Source organism: Mucilaginibacter lutimaris, from assembly GCF_042676625.1.
In the GTDB taxonomy this organism is placed as follows: Bacteria; Bacteroidota; Bacteroidia; order Sphingobacteriales; family Sphingobacteriaceae; genus Mucilaginibacter; species Mucilaginibacter lutimaris.
The window spans coordinates 163,325-187,695 of sequence record NZ_JBHTIA010000007.1 but is presented as its reverse complement, the minus strand read 5'-3'; the positions used below and the strand labels follow the sequence as shown (position 1 = coordinate 187,695).

Here is a 24,371-nt window from a genome sequence, read left to right as displayed (position 1 = left end):
CTCTGGTTTTATGAAAAAAGTTATAGTCATACTATCATTAGGTGCCCTACTCCTACAATCGGGGTGTAAGAAATTCAGTGAATTTCAGACTGACCCTAATAAATCAACCCTGGCGACGCCAGATCTGCTGCTAAACTCAATAGAGCAAAATGCTTTTCAATCTTCGGATATAACAGCTGCTATTACCAGCCGCCAGATGGTGTATACCGATGCGGTGAGCCTTAACCAGTATTATGGATGGTCGAGAGCAAATTTTGGTCCTTATGGCAACCTCCGCCAGGTTTTAAAAATGGAACAGGCTGCGACAGCACAAGGCAAGCCTGAATACATACCATTGGCCAAATTTTTTCGCGCATGGTATTTTTTGCAACTCACTCAAACATTTGGTGATATTCCTTACAGCGAAGCCCTTAAAGGTGAAGAAGGATTGACTAGTCCGGCTTATGATAAACAGGAAGATATTTATCTCAGCATCCTTGATGATCTTCAGGCGGCTAATGAGCTCATCTCAACGGCTACCCCGGCCGTGCAGGGTGATATTGTATACAGCGGTAATATGCAACGCTGGAAACGTGCTATCAACGCTTTATCATTGCGTGTATTAATGAGCATGTCTCATCACCAAGATGATGCTAAGTTCAATATCAAGAAACGTTTTTCAGATATCGTGAACACCCCGGGAACTTATCCGCTTTACAACGGTAACGAGGACAACGCGCAATTGAAGTTTTATGATCTGCAAAGCAATCGCTACCCCTATTTCAACAACAACGATATGCAAACCACTAATTACATGGAAGAAACGTTTGTTGACCTGTTAAAATCTTTACAGGACGTGAGGCTGTTCAGCTTTGCTGATAAAGCACCTAAATATTCAGCGTTACCTGCTACAAATTTTAATGCCTACGGTGGTGTAAGGGGCAGCGCGGCGGTAAACGAGAACAAGACACGCGTAGTTGCCGGCGAAGCTTCAAAAATCAACCCGAGATATTACAATAACCCGGTTAACGAACCAAGCATCGCCTTGGGTTATGCCGAGCAGCAGTTTATATTGGCAGAAGGTGTTGTCAGAGGTTGGATAACCGGTAACGCAGCGGATTACTACAAAAAGGGTGTGACCGCTTCAATGCGCTTTTATAACATCGATCAGGCTGCCATTGATACGTATCTGTCGCAGCCAAGTGTGCAGATCACTGTAGGCAACCAAATACAGCAGATCATCACTCAAAAGTACATCGCATCTTTCTTTAACAGCGGCTGGCAGCCGTTCTATGAACAACGCAGAACAGGCTTCCCGGTATTTGACGTATCAGGGGCAGGGATGCTTAATGATAAAAGGATTCCCAAACGCTGGATGTACCCTGAGAGTGAGTTGCAATTGAACCAACAACATGTTTCAGAGGCCATCAGCAGGCAATATCCGGATGGTGACAACATCAACGGTGTAATGTGGCTGATAAAATAACAAGTGACGCTAACCCTGCCCGAATAATATCGGGCAGGGTTTTAACAGAAATTTATATGAGGACGAACCGAACTTTACACTGCTTACTATTTATAATCTTAACTGCTGTATCAAGATTATCGGCGCAAACCAACAAAACAGTTTATGTAATCGCCGACGGCATCCCTGCCGATGTGATAGAGCGCCTGGATCTGCCTAATATCAAAAAGATAATTGCTCAGGGTAGCTTTACCCGTATGCACGTAGGTGGTGACGCAGGTACTTATAATCAAACGCCAACTATTTCGGCAGTGGGTTACAACAGCTTGCTTACAGGTTGCTGGGTTAATAAACACAACGTACCCGATAATGACATCAAGGCACCAAACTACAATTATCAAAATCTATTCAGGCTAATTAAGGCTCAATACCCGGCTAAAAAAACCGCCATTTTTTCCAGCTGGGAAGATAACCGTACCAAGTTGATAGGTTACCATTTACCGGAGGCCGGCAATGTAGATGTTGACTATCATTTCGATGGTTATGAAAAGGATACCGTAAATTTTAAGCATGATATCGCAAGCAATTACATGCACATGATAGATGAAAAGGTAGTTACTGCGGCTTCATCAACCATCAAAAAGAATGGACCTGACCTTTCCTGGGTTTACCTGGAGTACACCGATGATATGGGCCACGCGCACGGCGATAGCCCCCAATTTTATAATGCTGTTAAAATGCTTGATGTGCAAATGGGGAAATTATTCGAAGCGATAGAGTTCCGTAAAAAGCATTTTAAGGAGAACTGGCTCCTGGTGATCACTACAGACCACGGCCGTGATGAGAAGACCGGCCGAGGGCATGGTGGACAGTCGCCGCGCCAGCGCAATACGTGGATGGTTACCAATTACCGCCCGTTGAATACGTATGCTGAACGTTACCAGCCTGCCATTGTTGACATTATGCCAACCATAACCCGTTTCATGGATATTAATGTCCCGGTTAATGTAAAGCGCGAGATCGATGGCACGCCATTGATCGGCAAAGTATCTGTAGCCGAGCCAGCTGCCTTATTTGTGCAAGGCAACCTGGATATCACCTGGAAAGCAATTGACCCTGCCGGTATAGTAAAAATATGGCTGGCGAAAACTAACGATTATCAGGTTGGCAAGCCGGATGATTACCAACTGATCGGTGAGGTTGCAGTGAAAGACCAACATGTGTTCATCAGCGTTAAAGACCGCCCGTCCATGTTTTATAAATTAGTATTGGAGGCTCCATATAATACCGTTAACAAATGGATCGTGCCGGAGGCTAAGAAATGATGAAAAAATTTGTCGGATTGACATGGTTATCAGTGGTGATTATTTTTGCCGCCTGTCGGCAATCCGGTGAGCACACAGCGCCGGACAACAATCTCGCGTTACTACCGGGTGGCCCTGCCTGGGGTGCGCTCTACCAGCAGCGCGCAGGTGAATACAAAGCATTATGTTATCAGGCGTACAATATCGCTAAGTTGCGCCTGGAAGAATATGCCAGGCAGAAATCCAGTTTACCTAAAGCCATCATTACGGATATAGATGAAACGGTACTGGATAACAGCCCCTATTTTGTTGACAGGGCTAAAAAGGGGGAAACCTATAGTGATTCATCATGGATAGAGTGGACAGCGCAGCTCAAGTGTGATACAGTGCCGGGGGCGGTCCGCTTTCTTAAGCATGCTCAGGAACTTGGTGTAACAGTGTTTTATGTAACCAATCGTTTTGCAAAAGAGCGGCAGGCCACCTTAGAGAACTTGAGAAAATTTGGCCTACCCAACACCGATGATGCGCATCTTTTTCTTATGGGAGAAGGTGGATCGAGCAAAGAAAACAGACGGAAAGCAATCAGGAAGACCCATAATGTGCTTTTACTTATGGGCGATAACCTTGGCGATTTCAGCAAAGATTTCGATGTAGCAGATCCGGCTATGAGGACTGCTCAGGCGGGCAATAATATCAATAATTTTGGCAGTCGGTTTATCATTTTCCCAAATACCATGTACGGAAGTTGGGAAGACAGGCTCTATCAAAAAGGGGAGCGTTCTTTGAACGATAAGAACAACATATTGAAAGCGTTAATTAAATAAGCTTTGCGATTTTAGCCGAAGCTTTTGTATACTTTGCTCGTTCCTTATAAATCATTTATGCTAGAAAAATGTGTCTCAACAAGAGGGCCTTTGAGCAGGCTAGTGGCTGCAAAATTTGAAGTTATGAGATATTAATTGTCTGATCGCTAAAACGCCCGGATACTCCGCTACGGGCTACAATCCTGTTTTACGATAGCAGAGCGGGACTATTATATGAGCAGGAAGCCTAAGCGTTTTCAAAAGTATTTGAAGACAAAATTATTTCTGTTCCTGTCACGTGAACAAGTACTTTTGAAACTCATATCTTTTATCACCATATGATTGATCACATACACAGATTCGTACCGCCACAAGCCACATTCGGACTGGAAAATGGTGAATATCCTGGAGAATGCCTGAAATCAATTCTATCTCTCCTGCATACCTCCAATTATACGAAAGTCGTCTATTAAGTCTGTGGTCAAATTTTTCATTCAAGCGATATACCTGATTTTTTTAAATATTATTCGATTAAGTAGCCAAGTATACGGTATACTATGAAGGCAACACAATCTTCGGCGAACTTAAATTACCCTAACCTAATGTGCTTTCTTTTTCTGCCGGAACGCAAGAGGTCATATAAAAATAGAAAGCTTATCATCACCCCCAGAATGAAAACACATAGTCCCAATATCCATAATATGGACCCAAGAGATAACGATTCCATGTGTTTAATCAGGAAAAAACCAGTAATTAATACAGAAGAGAATGATATAATGATGGACAATATTAAGGATAGCTTCGTTTTAATCATGACACATAGGTTTATAAAATACTTTACGATTGACATGGTACAAACGCTACACTTTGATGCTAATTGTGCAATAAACAAATTTGTAATTGCGGATGCAATTAGGCTTTTGCAGGCTATTCATCTTTGTTTTGACATAACCGATATGAGGGCTTGAGGCCCCGATAGATTTGTACAACCGCCCAATATTTCCTCAAAAGCTGGTTAGAAGTTTCATGCCCTTGCTCCACGCATGCCAGTTAAACTTTTGGCGTGTTTCCCTTCATTAAATTCCGGTACGACAATCTCACTGCCCCATATTTTTTTGCCCGCTTTAAGAGGATGCTTTTTATAATGTGCATTGCGCGCGTGAAAATGACAGTCAATGGCCTTTCGGCATTCGTCGACCGACTGATAGTCACTATTATGGATGACCGCCTTCGCTAAGCCGCTGAATACCGATTCAATGACATTAAGAAACTGCGCCGACACAGGTAACGGGGCAAGTTCGACCCTTGGTGTTCCGTGCTCGAGCCGGTAACCTTCTGAATTGATGTGCACCAGGTGTCCGTCAAGCTTTTTAGAGGCATGCCAGCTCGCCGCGTCCCAGGACAGATAAAGTTTATCCGTATCCCGATATTCGATAAGCAATACATCGATCAGTTTGATGATCTCATCGGTATTTTTTTTATACGAATAAATGTGGCTAACTTGATTATGCGCAAGCTCCAGTGCAGCAGTAACGATTATGAATCCTTTACTTTTCTGAGCCTGCGCGACAGTTTTTATCTGTCCCGCGGGTGTAAAGCTCCTGCCTATCTTCATTTTGATGGCGAATGGGCCGTATTCATCTACCGAGAAGAAACGCTCCCTTTCACCCAAATGAGTCAGGATCTGTTTAATATGATCAAGTTTTGGACGAAAATCCGGATCAGGGCTGGTTAGCAATTCCCTTGATTTGTAGTAGCCTAGTCCCATTTTATGCAGGTTTTCCAACGCGCAGCTCCGGCTTATCGGTAACTGGTATACCTGCTGATAGGCAACGCAAAGATCAGCGACGCGCCATGATGCCCGGTTGAACCCGTGTAATTGAGGGGTTTGATGCAATAGCTTGGTCAGATTTTCCTGCTTGACCCTGACCAGCTCCAACAAATCGGGTGATGTGGTATAATGCTGTTTGTCCAGTAACGCAATACTCCCTGTTTTAAAATGATCGATCCAAATAAGTAAGGTATCCCTCGTTTTTTCAACCTGCGCCATCATTTCACTCAATGGCCGGTTAGCAAATGATCCTAAAATAACGGTCGCTTTTTGCCACCGCTCCCGGCTGCCTGCGTTTCGCCATATTAATAAGATTTTTTCTTCGCCGGGACTGATCGATCTTACCCGGCGATGGCTATACCTGCAGATTTGATGTTCGTTTCGCCAGATATTATAATGAGCCCCAAACCAGAAAAGCCCATAACCATGCGGATAGACTGACCGGTAATCAGCCCATAGATGGGTAACCATGAGGCAGGGGGTAATTGCGCGATCAATCAAAACAGGCAGCAACACCATCAAGTCATGGTAGAGCTGCGTTCTTTCGCGTTTTTTTGGGGGAAGTCTGAAACTAACATTTTTTACCTGGTTGGGATACAACTGCCTGATTTCATTGAATTCCTTAATGTACCGGGCTACCGTCTTGCGGTTAATACCAAGCTCGACCGCTAGTTTAGAACAATGGACTTTTCCCTTCAGGCATTCCTCCCGGACGCGGCTGGATTTCGATAAGGGTATCCTTTCCATAAGCGATCACTTTTCGTTATTTAACATCATTAGAAGCCTACAAACCTACTTTAATTACTAATTTAATTAGTAATTAAAGTAGGTTTGTGTAATTTTGCTTTAGGATGAAGTTAAGAATTTATAAGCAACAACAACGGTGTCTGAAAATTTATCCTTTATCAGTAAGAATTATGTAAGCCGGGCGTATATAAGCTATGTTCTAAAGGATCAAGGATTAAAGTGATTAAAGTGATTAGCATCTACAAACTACTACACCGGCGTATTTTGCCGCAGAAAATAAAGGTAAGGTGAACCACATGGAAAGCAACAGTATATTACAGGTAAGTGCCTTTTCAGGACTGATAGGTGCTTTGTTGACACAATTGTTAACCGGTTTATTTGCTTATCTGGGAGACAAAAGGAAATCGGAGACCGAACTTAAAAATACGTTCCGCAACAAACTGGTAGAGATCACCGAAAGTTTTTATTTCGTTACCGGTGAAAAGATGGCCATCATCAAGAAGAACATGGATTACTGGGCCAATTACAATACTTCAAGAAGCGGAAAAAGCCTTGATTTCCTCCAACAGGAAATCTCGAAGTTAAACGGTCATATGGAGAAGCTGGATGCCGAAAACTGGAAGTCCAATTTGGTGGAATTATATTTTGATGTTTCCTTAACCAGCGAGAGAGTGATCACAACTAACCTGAGGTCTAAGGAATTATATCTTAGGGTCTTGGATATTACCGAGCAAATCGCGCACGCGCTGCCGGAAGAACAAACCGATCTTTATCGATTGCGCAACGATGCTGTAGCTGACATGCTGCACCATTATGATCAGGTGTATCACGATATGTCCGTTGATATGGGTATTGTCAAATCCGGACTTTTGAAAGAGTTTCATTTGTAGACCTCGTTCGAACGGCCTTGTTCACCAGATTAATTTTGGCACTCTCAGCAAAAAACTTACAGAACGCAGAAATGTTTACCCTTCCATTCTTTTAATGAATACGATTACTTTTACCTAACTTACCAACCGTTCGCTCATACTGAATATCTTAAGGCCTAATTCAAACTGCTTGGAGATAACCTGATTTCCTGCATCAGTATAATTTTCGATTATCGGTCGACGACAGTTCTTAATGATCTTTGACCTTTTTCAGTTCTGATCAGTTTGACGATCCATCTGCAACATCCTGTGAGCTAGGTTTTGGCTTTTGATCTGACTAGAGATAGCTTCCAACATTTGCCGTGGATATCAGCGATCGTATTGTAGCCTTCAAATACGTTCGATGCATGATGTGATAAATACAATGGCTGATGGGGACATGAAACTTAATTCACAAAAATAACCAAGAAAGACTAACTATATAACACCTTATCCGTATAACAGCTTCCTGCCCAATGTATAAATAAGTATGCGGGTTAACCTTAAATTATGTAGTTTTGATTTGTTTGCGTGCGAACAAAAATAGTGCATCTCATAATGTTTAAAGCATTTAATGGAAGAAACAGAGAAGATCGTTAAAAGATTGCCTAACCAGGAAATTGACTATTTTAAAATAGGAAAGATATTAGTTAGTCGCTGGTATTGGATAGCGAGTTCACTGTTGGTATTCATGCTTGGCTCATATGCATACCTTTGGTATACACCAAAAACGTACGCCACATCCGGCACCATGAAGCTGGAAGAAAAAAAGTCCGAGCTGGCAGACCTGACAAATGCTATCACAACATCGGAACGTGGTCCGTCAAAAATCCAGAGCGAAACATCTGTCATACAAAGTCCAACTGTTATATTAGCTGCCATAAAAGACCTCAATTACCCTATAAGTTTTTATATTGAAGGACGGGTCAGAACGAGCGACATATATCCTGAAAAGCCTCTTGACATTCAGATTCTACGGTTTGATAGCGTCAACTATGTGCGCGATATTATAACCTTTAAAGCAATCAGTAAGACCACGTTTAGTTTATCCTATAAAGAGGGTGTAAAAGAAATTTTAAAAACCCACAGCTACAACAACCCTATTACCATAGGGGCTACTACCTTCCGAATCAAAACAGTTGAAAATATAGCCACAAATGGGGTATATTTATTTAAGTTCAACACACCAGACGATCTACTTGGCCGCGTTAGAGGCGGTCTCCGAACTGCAGAGCTGGTTAAAAACTCCAATATTTTGCAGCTTCAGCAGACAGATGCAAATCCAAGGTTTGCGGCTGATATTTTGAACGCGATCATGAGGGAGTACCTGCTTTACGATCGTAACCGCAAAACCCAGTCGGCAACGCAGATGATCAGCTTTATAAATGAACAGCTGGAGTATTTGTCAAGTAAAGTGAAAGGGTCTGAAAAATCAATCTTAGAATTCAAGCAAAAAAATAAGCTGATGGAGGTGAGCACCTCCGCCGAGAACGCATTGGCGAAAGCGAAAGAAATAGAGTCTCAGCAAGCTATTCTAAAACTTCAATTAATTGCTGTAGATCAATTAAAGGAACAAATAGATAAAGAGAAAAACAACGTAAATCTAAACTTCAACGCCGGGAAAGACATCGACCCGGCGCTTTCAGCATTGATAGAAAGGTTGGACAATTTGCTAAACCAACGATATGAGTTGCTGAAAACTTATAATTATAGCTCACAACCCATACAAGATATCAACCGGTTGATACTACAAGTGAAGAACAACGCGTTGAACAGCATTAATGCAACCTACGCCGGTTTGAAACGAAATTTTGATTATTTGTCGTCACAATTAACGGTTGTTAATAAACAGATCGCCGTATTCCCAGTGGCCGAACGCGACCTTATCGCTCTAAACCGGCCTTATGAGGTAAACGAAAAAGTTTTATCCTATCTCGAAGAGAAGAAATTATCGGCTCAAATCAGCCGTGCCGGTATCCTTCCGGGCGCTACTATTGTTGAACGCGCCGAAGTTAATTCGTCACCCGTATCACCGGACGAACACTCAATACACCGCTCAGCCATTATATTTGGCCTGATCACGGGCCTAGGTCTAATTGTGTTGATACGAATTTTGAATCCCTATATTTACGATAAAGAGACGGTCGAAAGCCTTACCTCTGTTCCAATCATCGGAGTAATAAGGGAGTTTCCTGAAAAAGTAGACGATGATAACTCGCAGATATTGGCTGTAAGTAAGCCTAAGACCATGTTTGCAGAATCGGTCAGGTCTGTGCGTACCAATTTAAATTTTTTGGCTGCGGACAAGAAAAGTAAAGTGATCTGTATCACATCAGAAGTAGCCGGCGAAGGTAAATCTTTCGTCGCGGTTAATTTATCAAGCACCCTATCTCTCATTGATAAAAAAGTTGTGCTCATAGGTGCCGACTTACGCCGCTCTAAATTGCATAAAACTTTTAAAGTACCTAACGATGCCGGCCTTAGCACTTATCTGTCGAGGCAATCTAACCTGGAGGATATTATTATAAAAACATCGCAGGAAAACCTCTACCTGATCACCTCCGGCCCTGTGCCGCCAAACCCATCAGAGCTTTTGCATAGCGCAAGGATGGATGAGTTGATCAAAGACCTTAAAACGCGCTACGATATTATCATGGTAGATACCGCGCCTATCGGCCTTGTATCTGATGCCATACCGCTAATACGGGCAAGCGACATCAATATATTTGTGATCCGGTCAGGTAAATCGAAATTCTATGCGGCCACCATACCGCAACGTATCGCACAGGAATATCATCTGGATAACACTGTGATAGTGCTTAACGCTTTTGCCGAAGACCTTTTACACTCAAGGTATTACACCACACGTTTTACCGGCGAAAATTACGGTAAGTATTATTATTATTCTGATTACAGCGGTTATGAAAGCTCCGGTTATTATATAGAAAACGAGAAAAAGAAGTGGTGGAATTTCAGTCGCTGGTTCAAAAAATAAGTGTTCTTTTACAGTATGACTTTAACGGCAAGTAATAGTAACGTAAAATGGTATCCTGTTTACACGCATCCGCGAGCAGAAAAAAAAGCTTACGCAGCCCTTGTAGAAAAAGGTGTTGAAGCTTATCTGCCCCTTAACCGCCGTTTAAAACTGTGGAGCGACAGGAAAAAATGGGTAGAAGAACCGCTTATAAAATCGTATTTATTTGTACGCATTGCTGCCAGTGAACAAGGCGCCGTTTTAATGACCAGAGGTATAGCACGTTTTATATACTTTTCGGGAAAGGTAGCCGCCATGCCCGACAGGCAAATAGATGACCTGAAATTGTTAATGGCAAGTTCCCTCGAATTAGAAGTAACCGAAGAGGACTTACAGCCGGGAGAAAAAATACAGATAAAAGCAGGCCCCCTAAAAGGTATTATTGGAGAGATAATAGCTTACCGTTCGCAAAAACAGCTATTATTACGCTTAGAGAACCTGGGTTGCTCAATAATCGTAAATGTTGCAGCATCATTAATTAACAGGCTTTAGCTTATTTAAAATTTGTAAGTTAAGGCGCATATATATACATAACGGCAATAAATACAAATTGCTGACAACTAATAGGTTGCATGATAAAGATGTGACTTACGGGGCGAAGCCATATCTACTAATATCTAATGTGCAGGATAGCAGGGCTGGTAACTAATAAACTAAACAGAGAAGAAGCGGAAAAAATTGTAACTGTAATGTGTAACGCGTTACAGCACGGCGGGCCTGATGATGCCGGTATTTACTGCAGCGCAGATAACAGATTAGTATTTGGGCATCGCCGCCTTTCTATTATAGACCTCAGCGCAACCGGACACCAGCCTATGACAGATGTTGCCGCCAAAGCATGGATAACCTTCAACGGCGAAATTTACAATTACCTTGAGCTTCGCGCCCAGTTAAAAGCTTTAGGGGCCAGTTTTAAAACCGATACCGATACAGAGGTAATTATACAGGCTTATTTACACTGGGGCACAAACTCGTTTAACAAACTGCGTGGCATGTTTGCTTTTGCCCTTTATGACACCACCAGTCAGGACACCTACCTTGTACGTGACACAACCGGCATTAAACCACTGTATTACAACATAAAGGATGGGCAAGTTGCATTTGCTTCGGAAATAAAGGCATTCAAAGCCTCGGGCGTGGTTACCACAGTAGATAATCGCTGGCCTGTTTGGCTGCTGGCTTTTGGGCATATACCCGAGCCTTTTACAACCTTAAAAAAGGTACGAAGTGTGTCTAAGGGGCATTACCTACGCTACGCGAAAGATGGCGCTTACACTATCACAAACTATACTCATCAGGCGCGGGTAAATTACATAAATGATGAACAAAGTATACTGGAGGGCTTACAACATCACTTACAAACAGCAATAAAAAGGCAACTAATTGCCGATGCCCCTATAGGTGTATTTTTGAGCGGTGGCATCGATTCCAGTTTGCTCACTCTGCTCGCCGCGCAAGAAAACCCCGACTTAAAAACCGTTTCCATATTTTTTAACGAAAAGGCATATGATGAGCGGGCCTACCAACATGCTATTTTAGATAAGCTGCGTGGCGATAACTTTACACACCTGATTACCCGGGAGCAATTTGAAACATATTTACCACAGATACTCGGCGCTATGGATATGCCAACTACCGACGGCATTAATTCGTGGTTCATTAGTAAATACGCGCATGATGATGGTTTAAAAACGGTATTATCGGGTATTGGCGCCGATGAATTACTTGGCGGCTACCCCTCTTTTAGCCGCATTAACTATTTGCGTTATCTTAAAATGTTACCTGCCGCGTCCTTCGCTCTAAGTAAGCTGTTCAATAAAGATCTTGTTAAAAAATTTGGCTACCTGGAACATAACGATACGGTGGCCGATTATCTGTTTTTGCGCGGCCTATACGCGCCTGTAGATATAGCTAAGTTTACCGGGATGGATGAAGACGAAGTAAACGGCATATTGTTCGATGATCTGGATATACCCGCTTTTAAGAAATATGATAAACTGAGCGCCGCATGGCTGGAAACTAACATGTATATGCAAAACCAGTTACTGCACGATACTGACGTTATGGGCATGAGCCAAGGTCTTGAAGTTAGGGTGCCATTCCTCGACGAGGATTTTCAGCAATATGTATCGCAAATACACCCTTCGGTACGGTTTAATGACAAGCAGCCAAAAAAAATATTGATAGACGCGTTTAAAGGCCTGTTGCCCGATGCTGTATGGAACAGGCCCAAAATGGGCTTTACCTTTCCGCTTCAGGACTGGATGGCCTCTAATGAACCTATAAGCAGCGAGGCTAATTATAGTAGTGCTGAAGCTAAAAAAGCAATTACTAAGTTTAAAAGGGGAGAATTACACTGGTCAAGGGCTTTTGCGCTATACCAGGTTCAGGGTTATGTCTAAAAACATTACGCTTTTTTCGTTACAAACATTTAGCACAACGGGCGGCATTCAAAAGATGACCCGCACCCTGGCACATTCGCTTTACACCATTTGCAGCAAAAATAACTGGAAGTTTAAGCTGGCCTCGCTTTACGATGATGACAGAGATCTTATGCCGCAGTATACACCCGCTCAAAATTTTAAGGGCTTTGGCAAAAGGCGCATAACATTTATTACTAAAACCTTATTTGCAGCAAAAAAAAACGACGTAGTTATATTAAGCCATATTAACCTAGCGCTGGTAGGCTTGCTAATTAAACTTCGCAGCCCTAAAACCCGTGTTTGGCTAATAGCGCATGGCATTGAAGTTTGGAGGCCTTTACCTGTTCATAAAAAACACTTGTTAAAACGATGCGATAAAATTATCTGCGTTAGTAACTTCACCAGGGCAAAAATGAGTTCCCTGCATCATGTCGATCTGAATAAATGTGTGATTTTAAACAATGCTTTAGATCCTTTTATGAAACTGCCCGGCAATTTTGAGAAGCCCAAATACTTAATGGATCGTTATGGTTTAAAACATACCGACCCGGTGATTTTTACGCTAACCAGGCTTGCCTCTACCGAGCTATATAAAGGGCACGACATGGTGATTACAGCACTTGGCACGCTTAAACATAAGTTCCCTTCAATAAAATATATCCTGGCCGGCAAATTTGATGAATTGGAAGGCCTGCGTGTAAAACAGCTAATCAAAGATATGGGGGTAACCCAGCAGGTTATTTTAACAGGCTTTATAAAAGAAGAAGAATTACCGGACCATTTTTTAACTGCCGATCTGTTTGTACTACCCAGCAAAAAAGAAGGCTTTGGAATTGTTTTTATTGAGGCCCTGGCTTGCGGCCTGCCGGTTATATGCGGCAACGCCGATGGCAGTATTGATGCTATACGTAACGGAGAGCTGGGCACAGCTATAAACACCGAAGACCAGCAGGAACTGGAAAATACAATAATAAAGCATTTAACAGAGCCTTTAACTTTAAAAAAACGCGTACATTTAAAAGAAACCTGCCTGCATCATTTTAATGAGCAAACCTATATTGATACACTGCAAAAAATGCTGACACATGACTGAGCCCCAAAACTACTGGGACCTTGAGATAAAGCCCAAAAGCAGTTTATTCGATCTCAAACTGAAAGATGTTTGGAACTACCGCGACCTGTTGTGGCTGTTGGTACGCCGTGATTTTGTTTCGTTTTACAAGCAAACGGTGCTTGGGCCTGTTTGGTTCTTTGTGCAGCCTATTATTACCATAATTGTATACAACCTTATATTCAGCAACCTTGCAGGCATAAAAACCGATGGCATTCCTGCCCCGGTATTTTACCTTGCAGGCACCATTATCTGGAATTATTTTGCCGAATGTTTAACCAAAACTTCAACCGTTTTTAAAGATAACTCGGCCATGTTGGGCAAAGTGTACTTTCCGCGTTTAATTATGCCGCTTAGTATCGTGTTCTCAAACCTTATCAGGTTTGGCGTTCAGTTTATATTATTTATCATACTACTACTTTATTACATGCTGTCGGGTTATAACATCTCGCCTAATATATATATCGCTTTGTTCCCGTTCTTAATACTAATGATAGCAGCCCTGGGATTAGGTTTGGGTATGATCATATCTGCCGCGACCACCAAGTACCGCGATCTGGCTTTTGTAGTTACATTTGGAGTGCCGTTATTAATGTATACGACCACGGTAGTGTACCCCTTATCAGAAGTGGTTAAAAAATATGCTGCTTATTCGTGGCTCATTAAATTTAACCCGCTTACCGCCGTTATAGAAACCTGCCGGTACGGCTTTTTAGGCAATGGCGCTTTTAGCTGGGAGTTATTGTTGTACAGTTTAACAGTAACCATCGTTATTCTACTTACCGGGATAGTTATTTTTAATAAGGTTGAAAAAACATTTGTTGATACGGTATAATGGCTAAAGCGTTAAAAGTAGACAACCTCTCTAAGGCCTATCAACTGGGCGATTTTGGCACCGGTACCATATCCCGCGATCTGGAACGATATTGGGCCAGGCTTAGGGGAAAAGACGACCCGTTCCTTAAAATTGGCGAAACCAACGACCGCACCTCCAAAGGGATAAGCGACGTGGTGTGGAGCCTTAAGGACCTTAACTTTGAAATTGAGCAAGGCGACGCGGTAGGTATTATTGGCCGTAACGGGGCCGGCAAAAGCACACTTTTAAAAATACTTAGCCGCGTAACATCACCAACTACCGGTACCATAAGGGTTAAGGGCCGTATAGCCAGCCTGCTTGAAGTAGGCACAGGGTTTCACCCGGAGCTGACCGGCCGCGAAAACATATTTTTAAACGGCGCCATATTGGGTATGCGCAAAGCCGAGATCAAACGTAAATTCGACGAGATAGTTGACTTTTCGGGCGTTGAACGATATATAGATACACCTGTAAAAAGATACTCATCGGGCATGTATGTCCGCCTTGCCTTCGCGGTAGCGGCCTATCTCGAATCGGAAATACTAATAGTAGACGAAGTACTTGCCGTAGGCGATGCGGAATTCCAAAAAAAATGCCTTGGCAAAATGGGTGATGTAAGTAAAAGTGAAGGCCGCACTGTGCTTTTTGTCAGCCATAATATGGCGGCGGTAAAAGCCCTTTGTAACCGGGGCATCGTAATGGTAAATGGCGAATTGACTTACAACGGCAAGCAACTTGAGGCAGTAAGCTTTTACCAGGCAAATAACAATACCAAGTCACGTTTTGAACACATTGGGGGGCTAGATACCGCCCCAGGTAATGAATTTATACGGGTATTAAAATTCGAGATCAGATCACTTACGGGTGAAAGCATTGCCATTTCAACCGGACTATGCTTTGAAATGACCTTTTTCAATCAAAAAGCGGGCATCAATCTGGATGCTACTTTCGAATTGAAAAACAGCGATGAGATACCCGTGTTTCATAACGGTGTACTCATCTCCGCCAATAACGATTCCAAAACAGGTTTATATCACGTCAAATGTATCATCCCTCCCTATTTGTTAAACGCGGGTAACTATTCGTTTAAGCTTATTTTTGGTGAAAACCAGCGTTACCTGTTGTTTGGTGCAGATGATTTTATAGGCTTCGAAGTAGAAAATGAAAGCAAAGGCAGCAACAGTGCTTTAGCTCCGGGGGTTATACATCCCAGACTCGATTTTACCGTTAGTTACGAAAAATAATACAATATGGAATCTCCGATGATCATACAGTTGCCCAAATTTTTAGACGACCGGGGTAATTTATCATTCATAGAAGAAAAAAAACAAGTTCCGTTTAAAATTGAACGCACATACTGGATTTATGACGTGCCAGGAGGGGAACACCGTGGTGGGCATGCCTATCTTAATCTACAGGAATTTGTAGTTGCTTTGAGCGGAAGCTTTGATGTTGTGCTGCATGATGGCACTAAAGAAATGCGCTTTAGTTTGAACCGTTCCTACTATGGCTTATTTGTACCGAAAATGATGTGGCGTGAGATCGAAAATTTTTCCACAAATTCGCTCGCGCTGATCCTGGCAGATGGTAAATATAACGAACAAGACTACATCAGGGATTTTGACACATTTGTAAGCCATGCACATGCAGAGTAAAACCACAACCGTTTTTGATTGCAGTATCATTCACCTGCGCCGCATTTATAACCGGGCAGGAAACATCACACCTGTTGAAAACAACATTGATGTCCCCTTTGATGTGAAGCGGGTTTACTATTTATATGATATACCGGGCGGCGAATCAAGGGCCGCGCACGGACACAAGCAACTGGAACAGTTCATAGTAGCAGCAAGCGGTAGTTTTGACCTGACCATTGACGATGGCCTCAATAAAAAGACCGTTCAACTCAACCGGCCTTACCTGGGGCTGCACGTAAAACCGGGAATCTGGCGGGATATTTCAAATTTCTCATCGGGCGCCATTTGCCTAGTGCTGGCTTCAATGTTATATACAGAAGAGGATTATCTGCGGCATTACGCGGATTTTCAACGATACAAAAATCAGTGATAAAATTACCAGCGCGTCAATACGGGCTAATTTTTAGGTTAGTTGAGGAGCAGGATGCGAGCTTCATTTTGAGTCTGCGTACGGACCCTAAGCTTGCCAAACATATATCGCCGGTCAGTAATGAACTTGAGGCGCAAAAAGCCTGGATCCGAAACTATAAAGAAAGAGAAGCACAAGGTTTCGAATATTACTTCATATATACTGACGAGCAAAATGGGCCGCTAGGACTTTTCAGATTATATAACATTGAAGGCGATACTGTAACTTCGGGAAGCTGGCTGGCTAAAGGGGGGCAGGACGAGTTAAACGCTTTTCGTGCCGATCTCTTCTTAACAACAGTTATCTTCGAGCAGTTTAAATTTCACCGCTGCCTGATAGACGTTCGGAAAGAAAATAAAAAGCTGGTGCGCTATCACAAGATGTTTTTTCGGGTGATAAATGAAGATGACCTTGATATTTACATGTGTATGGACGCGGCAGACTATCAGCGAAAAAAAATATTTTTAACAAGTATTATACAACCTTCAACAGAACAACACCATGAATATTGAAACATTTATACAGGAATTTGCAGAACAATTTGACGAGATCCCTGCGGACAGGTTTGCGGCCGATACCCTGTTTAAAGAAAACGAAGAATGGAGTTCAATGACAGCCTTGTCGGTAATAGCTATGGTTGATCAGAATTATTCAGTGAGGCTAACCGGAGATGATGTAAGAAAATCATCTACAGTGGAAGATATATACAACATTGTAGCTACAAAACTTAACGCGTAATGGCATTCCTGCATATCAAGAATGTGGCGATTAAGGGAGTGGCCGCCTGTGTACCGCAAACCATCGAAGAGAACACGGCAATCACCAATATTGGCGCTAATGATGTGGAAAAGCTGATCAAAACCACAGGGGTCGAACGCCGTCGCATTGTAAAAGCAGGAACCTGCACATCCGATCTGTGCTTTAAGGCTGCCGAAAAGCTGATCGAGGAACTGGGCTGGGATAAAAAGGATATTGACGGTTTGGTATTTGTAACCCAAACGCCGGACTATATTTTGCCTGCTTCATCCTGCATTTTGCAAAGCCGGCTCGGCTTATCAACAGAATGCTTTACACTTGATATTTCGTTAGGTTGTTCAGGCTTTGTTTACGGCATCAGTACATTGGCCGGTTACATGCAATCAGGCATGATCAAAAAGGCCTTGTTATTGGCCGGTGATACATCCTCCATGACCTCATCGAAAAGCGATAAAAGCACTTACCCCCTTTTCGGCGACGCGGGAACAGCCACCGCGCTTGAATTTGTGGATGGCAATGATGGCATGAAATTTCATTTAGGCACCGATGGCGCCGGTTACCAGGCTATTATCATTAACGATGGCGGCTACCGCAACCGTTTTAATGAGCGGTCATTACAACAAAACACAATTACAGAAGGCATCAACCGCAACAACCTGGAATTGATGCTTGATGGCATGGATGTGTTTTCATTCGGCATTTCAAAAGCACCTGAAACGGTTAGGGCACTCGTCGAGAAATTCAATATTGACATCGCGCAGGTGGATCACGTTTATTTTCACCAGGCGAACCTGATGATGAATGAGCGCATCCGGAAAAAGCTTCAGCTGCCCGAAAACAAAGTACCGCTTTCGTTAAAGAACTTTGGCAACACCAGCAGCGCCACCATCCCACTAACCATGGTTACCGAAACTGCCGACAGCCTCCGCAACGGCGAAAACGAGATCATTGCCTGTGGCTTTGGTGTAGGCCTGTCATGGGCAAGTTTAATTTGCAAAACCAACAGGCTTGTCATATCAGACCTGGTTATTTATGGATAATCCGTTTTCATTACAAAACAAAAGCATATTGGTAACCGGTGCCTCCTCCGGTATCGGCAGGCAGGTAGCTATCTCCACCGCAGGGATGGGAGCGACTGTACACATAACCGCGAGAGATAATGGCAGACTGGAGCAAACACTACAACAGTTGCCAACCGGCGATCACCAACGATATATTGCCGATTTAACGATAGATGCTGATACTGACTTATTGGCCGACTCCTTACCTCCTTTAGATGGTCTCGTGCTATCGGCAGGTATTGTTAAAACACTGCCTTTTAAATTCGTTGATCAAACCGGACTCAACGCTATTTTGCAAACCAATTTTTACGCGCCGGTATTGTTGATCAGCAAGCTGCTGAAAAAACGAAAGCTTAATAAAAAATGTTCTATCGTCTTTATTTCCTCTATAGGCGGTAATTTTATCGGGGCTAAAGGTAATTCGATGTATAGTGCTTCCAAGGGAGCTATCAACGCTATGCAGAAAGTCATTGCGCTTGAGCTTGCGCCACAAAAAATAAGGGTAAATAACGTATCACCGGGCATGGTGCGTACGGAAATGATCAAAAACACAACCGCATTTTCAGCCGAACAAATGGCCGAGGACGAAAGCAAATATCCATTAGGTTATGGAGAAGTAACTGATGTAGCCAATGCCATCATCTACCTTCTGTCTGATGCCAGTAAATGGGTAACGGGTATCTCTTTATTATTGGATGGAGGTTTTACAATTCAATAATGCAGGCTTTTATTAAAGCTATTTCATACCATTTACCTAAACAGCAGTTAACCAATACTGAGTTATCGGCACTGTTCCCGGAATGGGGTGTAGAGAAAATAGCCAACAAAATAGGCATCCAAACGCGCCACATCGCTGCTGCTGATGAATTTGCATCAGACATGGCTGTTGCGGCCGCTCAAAAACTTTTCGCCGAGCATACAATTGCACCGGCCGCAATAGACTTTATACTCTACTGCACCCAGAGCCCGGATTACTTTTTGCCGACCACGGCATGTATTATCCAGGACAAATTGGGTATACCGGTAAAAGCGGGGGCGCTTGATTTTAATTTGGGATGCTCAGGATATATTTATGGCTTGGCATTGGCGAAGGGTTTAATCGCTGGCGGTATAGCCAGGAGCATTCTGCTGCTTACCTCGGAAACTTATTCCAAATTTATCCATCCGGGCGATAAAGGGAACCGCACGATTTTTGGTGACGCCGCCGCCGCTACTTTGATTAGCACCGATGGTTTTGCAGTGATCGGTGAATTTGAGTTGGGTACAGATGGACAAGGAGCCGAAAACCTGATCGTAAAGCAAGGTGGTATCCGCTATCCCGATAAACATACAGATAGCATAAGTGATACCTACGGCAACCAACAATCTCCGGGACATTTATCTATGGATGGCCCTGAGATATTCGCTTTTACATCGAAGGCCGTTCCAGGCCTTATTGCTGATACGTTGCAAAAAAACAACTTAGATAAAGCTGATATCAACCAATTTATATTGCACCAGGCCAACCAGTATATGCTGGAACACCTCCGTAAAAAAATGAAGATCCCAGTCGAAAATTTTTATATAAATATGGCCAACGTGGGTAATACGGTATCATCATCGCTACCCATTGCGTTGTATGAAGCCATGAAACAAAAACCCGGCCCATCGCAGGCAAAATGGCTTTTGGCCGGTTTCGGTGTAGGCTACTCCTGGGGGGCAACTATTATAATCTTTTAAATCCCCGATGAACATTCCATTTTTGTCGTTTACCCCTCAGAATGATTTAATTGAAGATGAGATCCGTTCGGCTTTTGAGCGTGTGTTTCAAAACAAATGGTACATACTTGGCAAGGAGGTTACCAATTTTGAACAGGCCTATGCTCAATATAACCAGGTACGGCATTGCATCGGCGTAGCCAATGGGCTTGATGCCTTACATATTGCATTAAAAACAATTGGGATAAGTGAAGGCGATGAAGTAATCACACCATCAAATACTTTTATAGCCACTTGGCTGGCCATATCGCAAACAGGCGCTACCATCGTGCCTGTTGAACCGGATCCCGAGACTTACAACATTGATGTAAGCCGGCTTGAGGCCGCTATCACCCCAAAAACAAAAGTCATAATGCCGGTGCACCTGTATGGCCAGGCTTGCCAAATGGAGGCCATTATGCAAATTGCAAACCAGCATAATTTGTTTGTGATTGAAGATAATGCCCAGGCGCAGGGATGCACCTACAACGGTAAACTTACCGGCAGCTTTGGCAATATCAATGCTACCAGCTTTTATCCTACCAAAAATTTGGGCGCCTATGGTGATGCAGGGGCTTTAACCACAAATGATTCAGGTCTGGCAAAAAAAGCCAGCCTCATCCGCAATTATGGCTCGGAGAGAAAATACTATAACGATGTTATCGGTATCAACTCGAGGCTTGATGAACTGCAGGCTGCCTTTCTTTCCGTAAAATTGAAATTCCTGGACGGCTGGCTTAACGAGCGGAAACAGATAGCCTCCGTTTACACTAAAAGACTCGGCGGGATCTCGGAATTAACATTACCGGTTACTGCACCAGGCGCAGATCATGTTTATCATTTGTACGTTGTGCGTACATCTAAACGCGATGCACTGGAACAGTATTTGAACGGTAAAAATATAGGCACAGGCATCCATTACCCCGTCGCACCCCATCTGCAAAAAGCCTATCAATATCTCAATCATCAAAAGGGCGATTTTCCGATAGCGGAAAAATTGGCCGAAACCTGTCTGAGTTTACCCCTCAACCCGGGAATGACTGAGGAAGAGCTAATGTATGTATGCGACGCCATCCGCCGTTTTTATGAATAAGATCCTAATCATTAGTAACAGGCTGGGAATTGGCGGGGCCGAAAGACTGTTGCTTGAACTGGCAACCTTCGCGCAAAAAAGCAATATCGATCCAACGGTCTTGATACTGGATAACTATCTGCAAGAGCATTACGATGCGATTCTGAAAGCAAAAGGGGTAAAAGTTGTACGCACACGCATTAACGCTATAAGACATTTCCGGGCACCGCTGAAAATGATGCGTTCGGCGTGGTGGGCTGTCAAGCTCAAATATTTTGCTTCCAATTATTATGACAGTGTTCATACCATCGGCCTTTATAACGTGGAGAAGGTTTTTGATACTGTATTGCACCCGCACCGTTATTTCTGGAATGTGAATAATGCGGTCCAATACACTAATCGCGAATACTGTTATCAGCAAGAAATCTTCGGTAACACTAAAGATACCATTGTCAATATCAATAAATATCAAGAACGCGAACTTCGCAGCCAATATGGCAAGGCGATAAAAGCTAAATTGGTGCAAACAAAACTGTTTATAAATGATCCGAATTAACCTCGTAGCCCGCGTTGCGGGAGATAAGAACTCTTTTCCTGACCTGGTAAATTTTGCTCACTTACTTAAAAAACAGGGCATGGCAGATTTCTTACTCACATTTATTGGCGCTATAGAAGATAACGACATTTATGAAAACGCTATCCGTATTGCCAAACAGCTTGAAGTAACTGACCATATCGCTTTTACGAAAAAATCCATTCCCATGGACCAGCTGAGCGAAGAACTCAGGAGCGGCTACTTCCTGAATTTTACAGTAGGCAGCTTTATGGGGTACTCCTCCATCGACAGCGTTAACCTTGACTTCAAGACTATTTTTTGCAATTGCGATGGATCGCTTTCCGATGAGCAATATCCCTACATCAATTTTTGCCATGATCTTAATGAAGTGATTGAGTTGCTGTTACTCATAAGAAAAGACACCGTCGCCGTAGATAAGCAGATACTGGCCAATAACAGGCTTATGAAACAATCGTTCCGGTTAAGTGGCACGGATGCTTCATTGCTTAAAAGTTTAATGTCACCGAATGGCTAATGAGGCACGACCTGGTATATCCGTAATTATCTGTACCTATAACGGCGCACTACAGTTACATCAAACGCTTAGACACCTGGCATTGCAGGAGGTATCGCCAGGGCTTAGTTGGGAGATCATTATCGTAGATAATGCTTCGACTGATGCCAGCGGCTTAGTGGCCGTGGCTGAATGGCAGCGATACAATCTGCCTGATGTGGGTTTTTCCGTTCTGAACGAACCACGACCGCGTAAATATTACGCCCTGAAAAAAGGTGTTAATTTTGCCAGATACGAATACATCATTGTTTGCGATGATGACAATTGGCTGAATGCAGGATATGTTAACTACGCTTACCAAACCATCAAAAGTAAACCACAGGTGGCAGCAGTTGGCGGGCAGGGTATAGCGGTAACCGAAGGGAAAATTCCAGCTTGGTTTGAGCAATATCAACAAATCTATGCTGTAGGTCGACCGGCCGCTACATCACGCGATATATCTGCCAGAAAATATCTGTGGGGAGCGGGTTTGACATTCCGCAGATCACTTTACCAAAAGGTAAACCGCTATACCTCTTCTCTGCTGCTTGGCCCGGACCAGACAGAAAACGCGCGTGCCGAGGACGTTGAACTTTGTATGCGATTTATTTTAGCAGGCTACCGGCTTTATTATGAAGAGAAACTCATCTTTCATCATCATATACCGTCTCAAAAATTAACTGAAGATTATAGAGACATGCTCCTGAACGTAAGTCCTCATGAAACCCGCGTGCTGAATTTATATCGCAAACAAATCAGCATCAATCATTTATCAGGTATAAAAAGAAGCTTTTTACTTGCTTCGAGCAGACTCCGCTACCTGATCTGCAGAATATTTCCGCAAATTAAAAAGTGGCATTATGCTTATGAGGCTGAGACAATCTATTTGACGAATGGCCTTGAGCTGGCCGGAATTTCAGCTGAAGCGATCAGGATCAGGCACTTAAATCTTAGCTTATCTAACAACGCCAATGCTTAATATCTTTAAACATGCTCATTTTTTGCCGGATGCTTTTGGACATGGCGGTAATAAACGAACGGCACAAATCGATTATTTACTATCTGCTGCCGGGATAGAAGTAAAACAGGCCGAGCTGACCAACACGATAGCTTCAGGTTGCAAACTCTCTTTTTATTTAAGCGGTTTGCTCCATAGTACTAACCTACGTACTGATAACAAGACTAAATATGCCATTGGGCGTTATAAAGCCATTTTCGATCGGTTTGTTCAACAATACCGGCCCGATATTTTTATATGGGAATCGACAATCGATTACCACCTTTTGCTGGCGGACGTGCTTTATAAGCATCATATTCCGGTTATAGCATTGCCCCATAACCTCGAATCGCTGGTAGCGGGTAACAAAAGCGTATTCTCAGCAAAGTCATCTCCGCAGTGGATGTCAGAAGAACTGGACCACCTCAAGCTTTGCAAAAAGGTGTATACCATTTCACGTGAGGAGCACTGGCTGCTTTCTAATCACGGGATGAATGTTGCCTACCTGCCGTATTATCCCGCTCCGCCAGCCGAAAAATTCTTGTTGGAAATCCGCCAAAAGCGGAGCGGGAAAAAAAATGAACCCCGAAAAGCTGAGCGGAAAATATTGCTGCTCGGGACATTTCATAACCGACCGACGATTACCGGCTATAATGAGCTGCTACGGCATATCCAAACCATAAAAGGAATCCATATCGATATTGCCGGTTTTGGCTCGGAGATGTTAAATGATAAATGGCCGGCGAAAAACATCAGGGTATGGGGATCAGTGGATAATGATACTTTAGCAAGACTAATCGTCAATGCGGATTCTGCGGTGGTCCATCAGCAACCCTCGAGTGGGGCGCTAACCCGTATACCTGAACTGTTAATTGCAGGGTTGCCGGTAATTGCCAATATTCACGCCGCCCGGAGTTGCGACGTCTCAACAGGGATAATGATCTATGATGGCCATGATGAATTGAGAACCGTCCTATCATCAGGAAATTTTACAACGCCGGCTGTGTTAAACCGTCCAACTGAAGAACACGCCTTTTCCAACTATATTAAAACGCTGATAAAGGAATTTTAA

The 24,371-nt window shown here is 43.1% G+C and carries 23 protein-coding genes; 22 read left to right on the top strand and 1 reads right to left on the bottom strand.

The window, feature by feature from the left end:
• The first annotated feature begins 10 nt into the window (after nt 1-10).
• The 3 genes from ACFQZI_RS11395 to ACFQZI_RS11385 are packed head-to-tail and all read left to right on the top strand — an operon-like array spanning nt 11 to nt 3,572.
• The gene (locus tag ACFQZI_RS11395) at nt 11-1,465 is read left to right on the top strand and encodes a SusD/RagB family nutrient-binding outer membrane lipoprotein (protein ID WP_377142619.1); all 1,455 of its coding nucleotides are present in this window, start codon (nt 11-13) and stop codon (nt 1,463-1,465) included.
• Nucleotides 1,450-2,769, top strand: a complete 1,320-nt coding sequence (locus ACFQZI_RS11390) for an alkaline phosphatase family protein (RefSeq protein WP_377142617.1) — start codon at nt 1,450-1,452, stop codon at nt 2,767-2,769. The genes ACFQZI_RS11395 and ACFQZI_RS11390 overlap by 16 nt, the downstream gene beginning before the upstream one ends.
• A complete protein-coding gene (locus ACFQZI_RS11385) occupies nt 2,766-3,572 on the top strand; it encodes a 5'-nucleotidase, lipoprotein e(P4) family (RefSeq protein ID WP_377142615.1) in 807 nt (268 codons plus the stop codon). Before ACFQZI_RS11390 ends, ACFQZI_RS11385 begins: the two co-directional genes overlap by 4 nt.
• Nucleotides 3,573-4,575: 1,003 nt before the next feature.
• On the opposite strand, the gene ACFQZI_RS11380 is transcribed toward ACFQZI_RS11385, so the two are convergent.
• Nucleotides 4,576-6,129: an IS630 family transposase gene (locus ACFQZI_RS11380; protein ID WP_377142613.1), complete on the bottom strand. Its 1,554-nt coding sequence runs from the start codon at nt 6,127-6,129 to the stop codon at nt 4,576-4,578.
• Between the two features lie 296 nt (nt 6,130-6,425).
• On the opposite strand from ACFQZI_RS11380, the gene ACFQZI_RS11375 reads away from it, so the two are divergent.
• From ACFQZI_RS11375 to ACFQZI_RS11285, 19 genes are all read left to right on the top strand, one after another.
• Entirely contained in the window at nt 6,426-7,019 is a 594-nt protein-coding gene (locus tag ACFQZI_RS11375; protein ID WP_377142611.1) for a hypothetical protein, read from the top strand.
• 592 nt (nt 7,020-7,611) lie between these two features.
• Nucleotides 7,612-10,032, top strand: coding sequence for a GumC family protein (locus tag ACFQZI_RS11370; RefSeq protein ID WP_377142609.1), 2,421 nt, complete (start codon nt 7,612-7,614; stop codon nt 10,030-10,032).
• A 15-nt stretch (nt 10,033-10,047) separates the two neighbouring features.
• On the top strand, nt 10,048-10,563 hold the full coding sequence (locus tag ACFQZI_RS11365; protein WP_377142607.1) for a UpxY family transcription antiterminator: 516 nt from the start codon (nt 10,048-10,050) through the stop codon (nt 10,561-10,563).
• Nucleotides 10,564-10,691: 128 nt separating this feature from the next.
• Entirely contained in the window at nt 10,692-12,473 is a 1,782-nt protein-coding gene (gene asnB, locus ACFQZI_RS11360) for an asparagine synthase (glutamine-hydrolyzing) (protein ID WP_377142605.1), read from the top strand.
• A complete protein-coding gene (locus tag ACFQZI_RS11355; RefSeq protein ID WP_377142603.1) occupies nt 12,466-13,587 on the top strand; it encodes a glycosyltransferase family 4 protein in 1,122 nt (373 codons plus the stop codon). The genes asnB and ACFQZI_RS11355 overlap by 8 nt, the downstream gene beginning before the upstream one ends.
• Nucleotides 13,580-14,440, top strand: a complete 861-nt coding sequence (locus ACFQZI_RS11350; protein WP_377142601.1) for an ABC transporter permease — start codon at nt 13,580-13,582, stop codon at nt 14,438-14,440. Before ACFQZI_RS11355 ends, ACFQZI_RS11350 begins: the two co-directional genes overlap by 8 nt.
• Nucleotides 14,440-15,705 (top strand): ABC transporter ATP-binding protein, encoded by a 1,266-nt coding sequence (locus ACFQZI_RS11345; RefSeq protein ID WP_377142599.1) that lies wholly within the window; start codon nt 14,440-14,442, stop codon nt 15,703-15,705. The genes ACFQZI_RS11350 and ACFQZI_RS11345 overlap by 1 nt, the downstream gene beginning before the upstream one ends.
• Before the next feature lie 6 nt (nt 15,706-15,711).
• Nucleotides 15,712-16,116, top strand: coding sequence for a sugar 3,4-ketoisomerase (locus tag ACFQZI_RS11340; protein WP_377142597.1), 405 nt, complete (start codon nt 15,712-15,714; stop codon nt 16,114-16,116).
• Complete coding sequence (locus tag ACFQZI_RS11335) at nt 16,106-16,528, top strand: sugar 3,4-ketoisomerase (protein WP_377142595.1); 423 nt, start codon at nt 16,106-16,108, stop codon at nt 16,526-16,528. Before ACFQZI_RS11340 ends, ACFQZI_RS11335 begins: the two co-directional genes overlap by 11 nt.
• Nucleotides 16,525-17,079, top strand: coding sequence for a GNAT family N-acetyltransferase (locus tag ACFQZI_RS11330; RefSeq protein WP_377142593.1), 555 nt, complete (start codon nt 16,525-16,527; stop codon nt 17,077-17,079). Before ACFQZI_RS11335 ends, ACFQZI_RS11330 begins: the two co-directional genes overlap by 4 nt.
• Complete coding sequence (locus tag ACFQZI_RS11325; RefSeq protein WP_377142591.1) at nt 17,069-17,305, top strand: acyl carrier protein; 237 nt, start codon at nt 17,069-17,071, stop codon at nt 17,303-17,305. The genes ACFQZI_RS11330 and ACFQZI_RS11325 overlap by 11 nt, the downstream gene beginning before the upstream one ends.
• A complete protein-coding gene (locus ACFQZI_RS11320) occupies nt 17,305-18,363 on the top strand; it encodes a 3-oxoacyl-ACP synthase III family protein (RefSeq protein WP_377142589.1) in 1,059 nt (352 codons plus the stop codon). The genes ACFQZI_RS11325 and ACFQZI_RS11320 overlap by 1 nt, the downstream gene beginning before the upstream one ends.
• Nucleotides 18,356-19,102 (top strand): SDR family NAD(P)-dependent oxidoreductase, encoded by a 747-nt coding sequence (locus ACFQZI_RS11315; protein WP_377142587.1) that lies wholly within the window; start codon nt 18,356-18,358, stop codon nt 19,100-19,102. Before ACFQZI_RS11320 ends, ACFQZI_RS11315 begins: the two co-directional genes overlap by 8 nt.
• Nucleotides 19,102-20,103: a ketoacyl-ACP synthase III gene (locus ACFQZI_RS11310; RefSeq protein WP_377142585.1), complete on the top strand. Its 1,002-nt coding sequence runs from the start codon at nt 19,102-19,104 to the stop codon at nt 20,101-20,103. The genes ACFQZI_RS11315 and ACFQZI_RS11310 overlap by 1 nt, the downstream gene beginning before the upstream one ends.
• A 7-nt stretch (nt 20,104-20,110) precedes the next feature.
• Entirely contained in the window at nt 20,111-21,214 is a 1,104-nt protein-coding gene (locus tag ACFQZI_RS11305; protein ID WP_377142583.1) for a DegT/DnrJ/EryC1/StrS family aminotransferase, read from the top strand.
• Nucleotides 21,207-21,749, top strand: a complete 543-nt coding sequence (locus ACFQZI_RS11300; protein ID WP_377142581.1) for a hypothetical protein — start codon at nt 21,207-21,209, stop codon at nt 21,747-21,749. Before ACFQZI_RS11305 ends, ACFQZI_RS11300 begins: the two co-directional genes overlap by 8 nt.
• Nucleotides 21,736-22,284 carry a hypothetical protein gene (locus ACFQZI_RS11295; RefSeq protein ID WP_377142579.1) on the top strand — a complete coding sequence of 183 codons (549 nt, stop codon included), beginning with the start codon at nt 21,736-21,738 and terminating at the stop codon, nt 22,282-22,284. The genes ACFQZI_RS11300 and ACFQZI_RS11295 overlap by 14 nt, the downstream gene beginning before the upstream one ends.
• Complete coding sequence (locus tag ACFQZI_RS11290; RefSeq protein ID WP_377142577.1) at nt 22,277-23,281, top strand: glycosyltransferase; 1,005 nt, start codon at nt 22,277-22,279, stop codon at nt 23,279-23,281. The genes ACFQZI_RS11295 and ACFQZI_RS11290 overlap by 8 nt, the downstream gene beginning before the upstream one ends.
• Nucleotides 23,274-24,371, top strand: a complete 1,098-nt coding sequence (locus ACFQZI_RS11285; RefSeq protein ID WP_377142575.1) for a hypothetical protein — start codon at nt 23,274-23,276, stop codon at nt 24,369-24,371. Before ACFQZI_RS11290 ends, ACFQZI_RS11285 begins: the two co-directional genes overlap by 8 nt.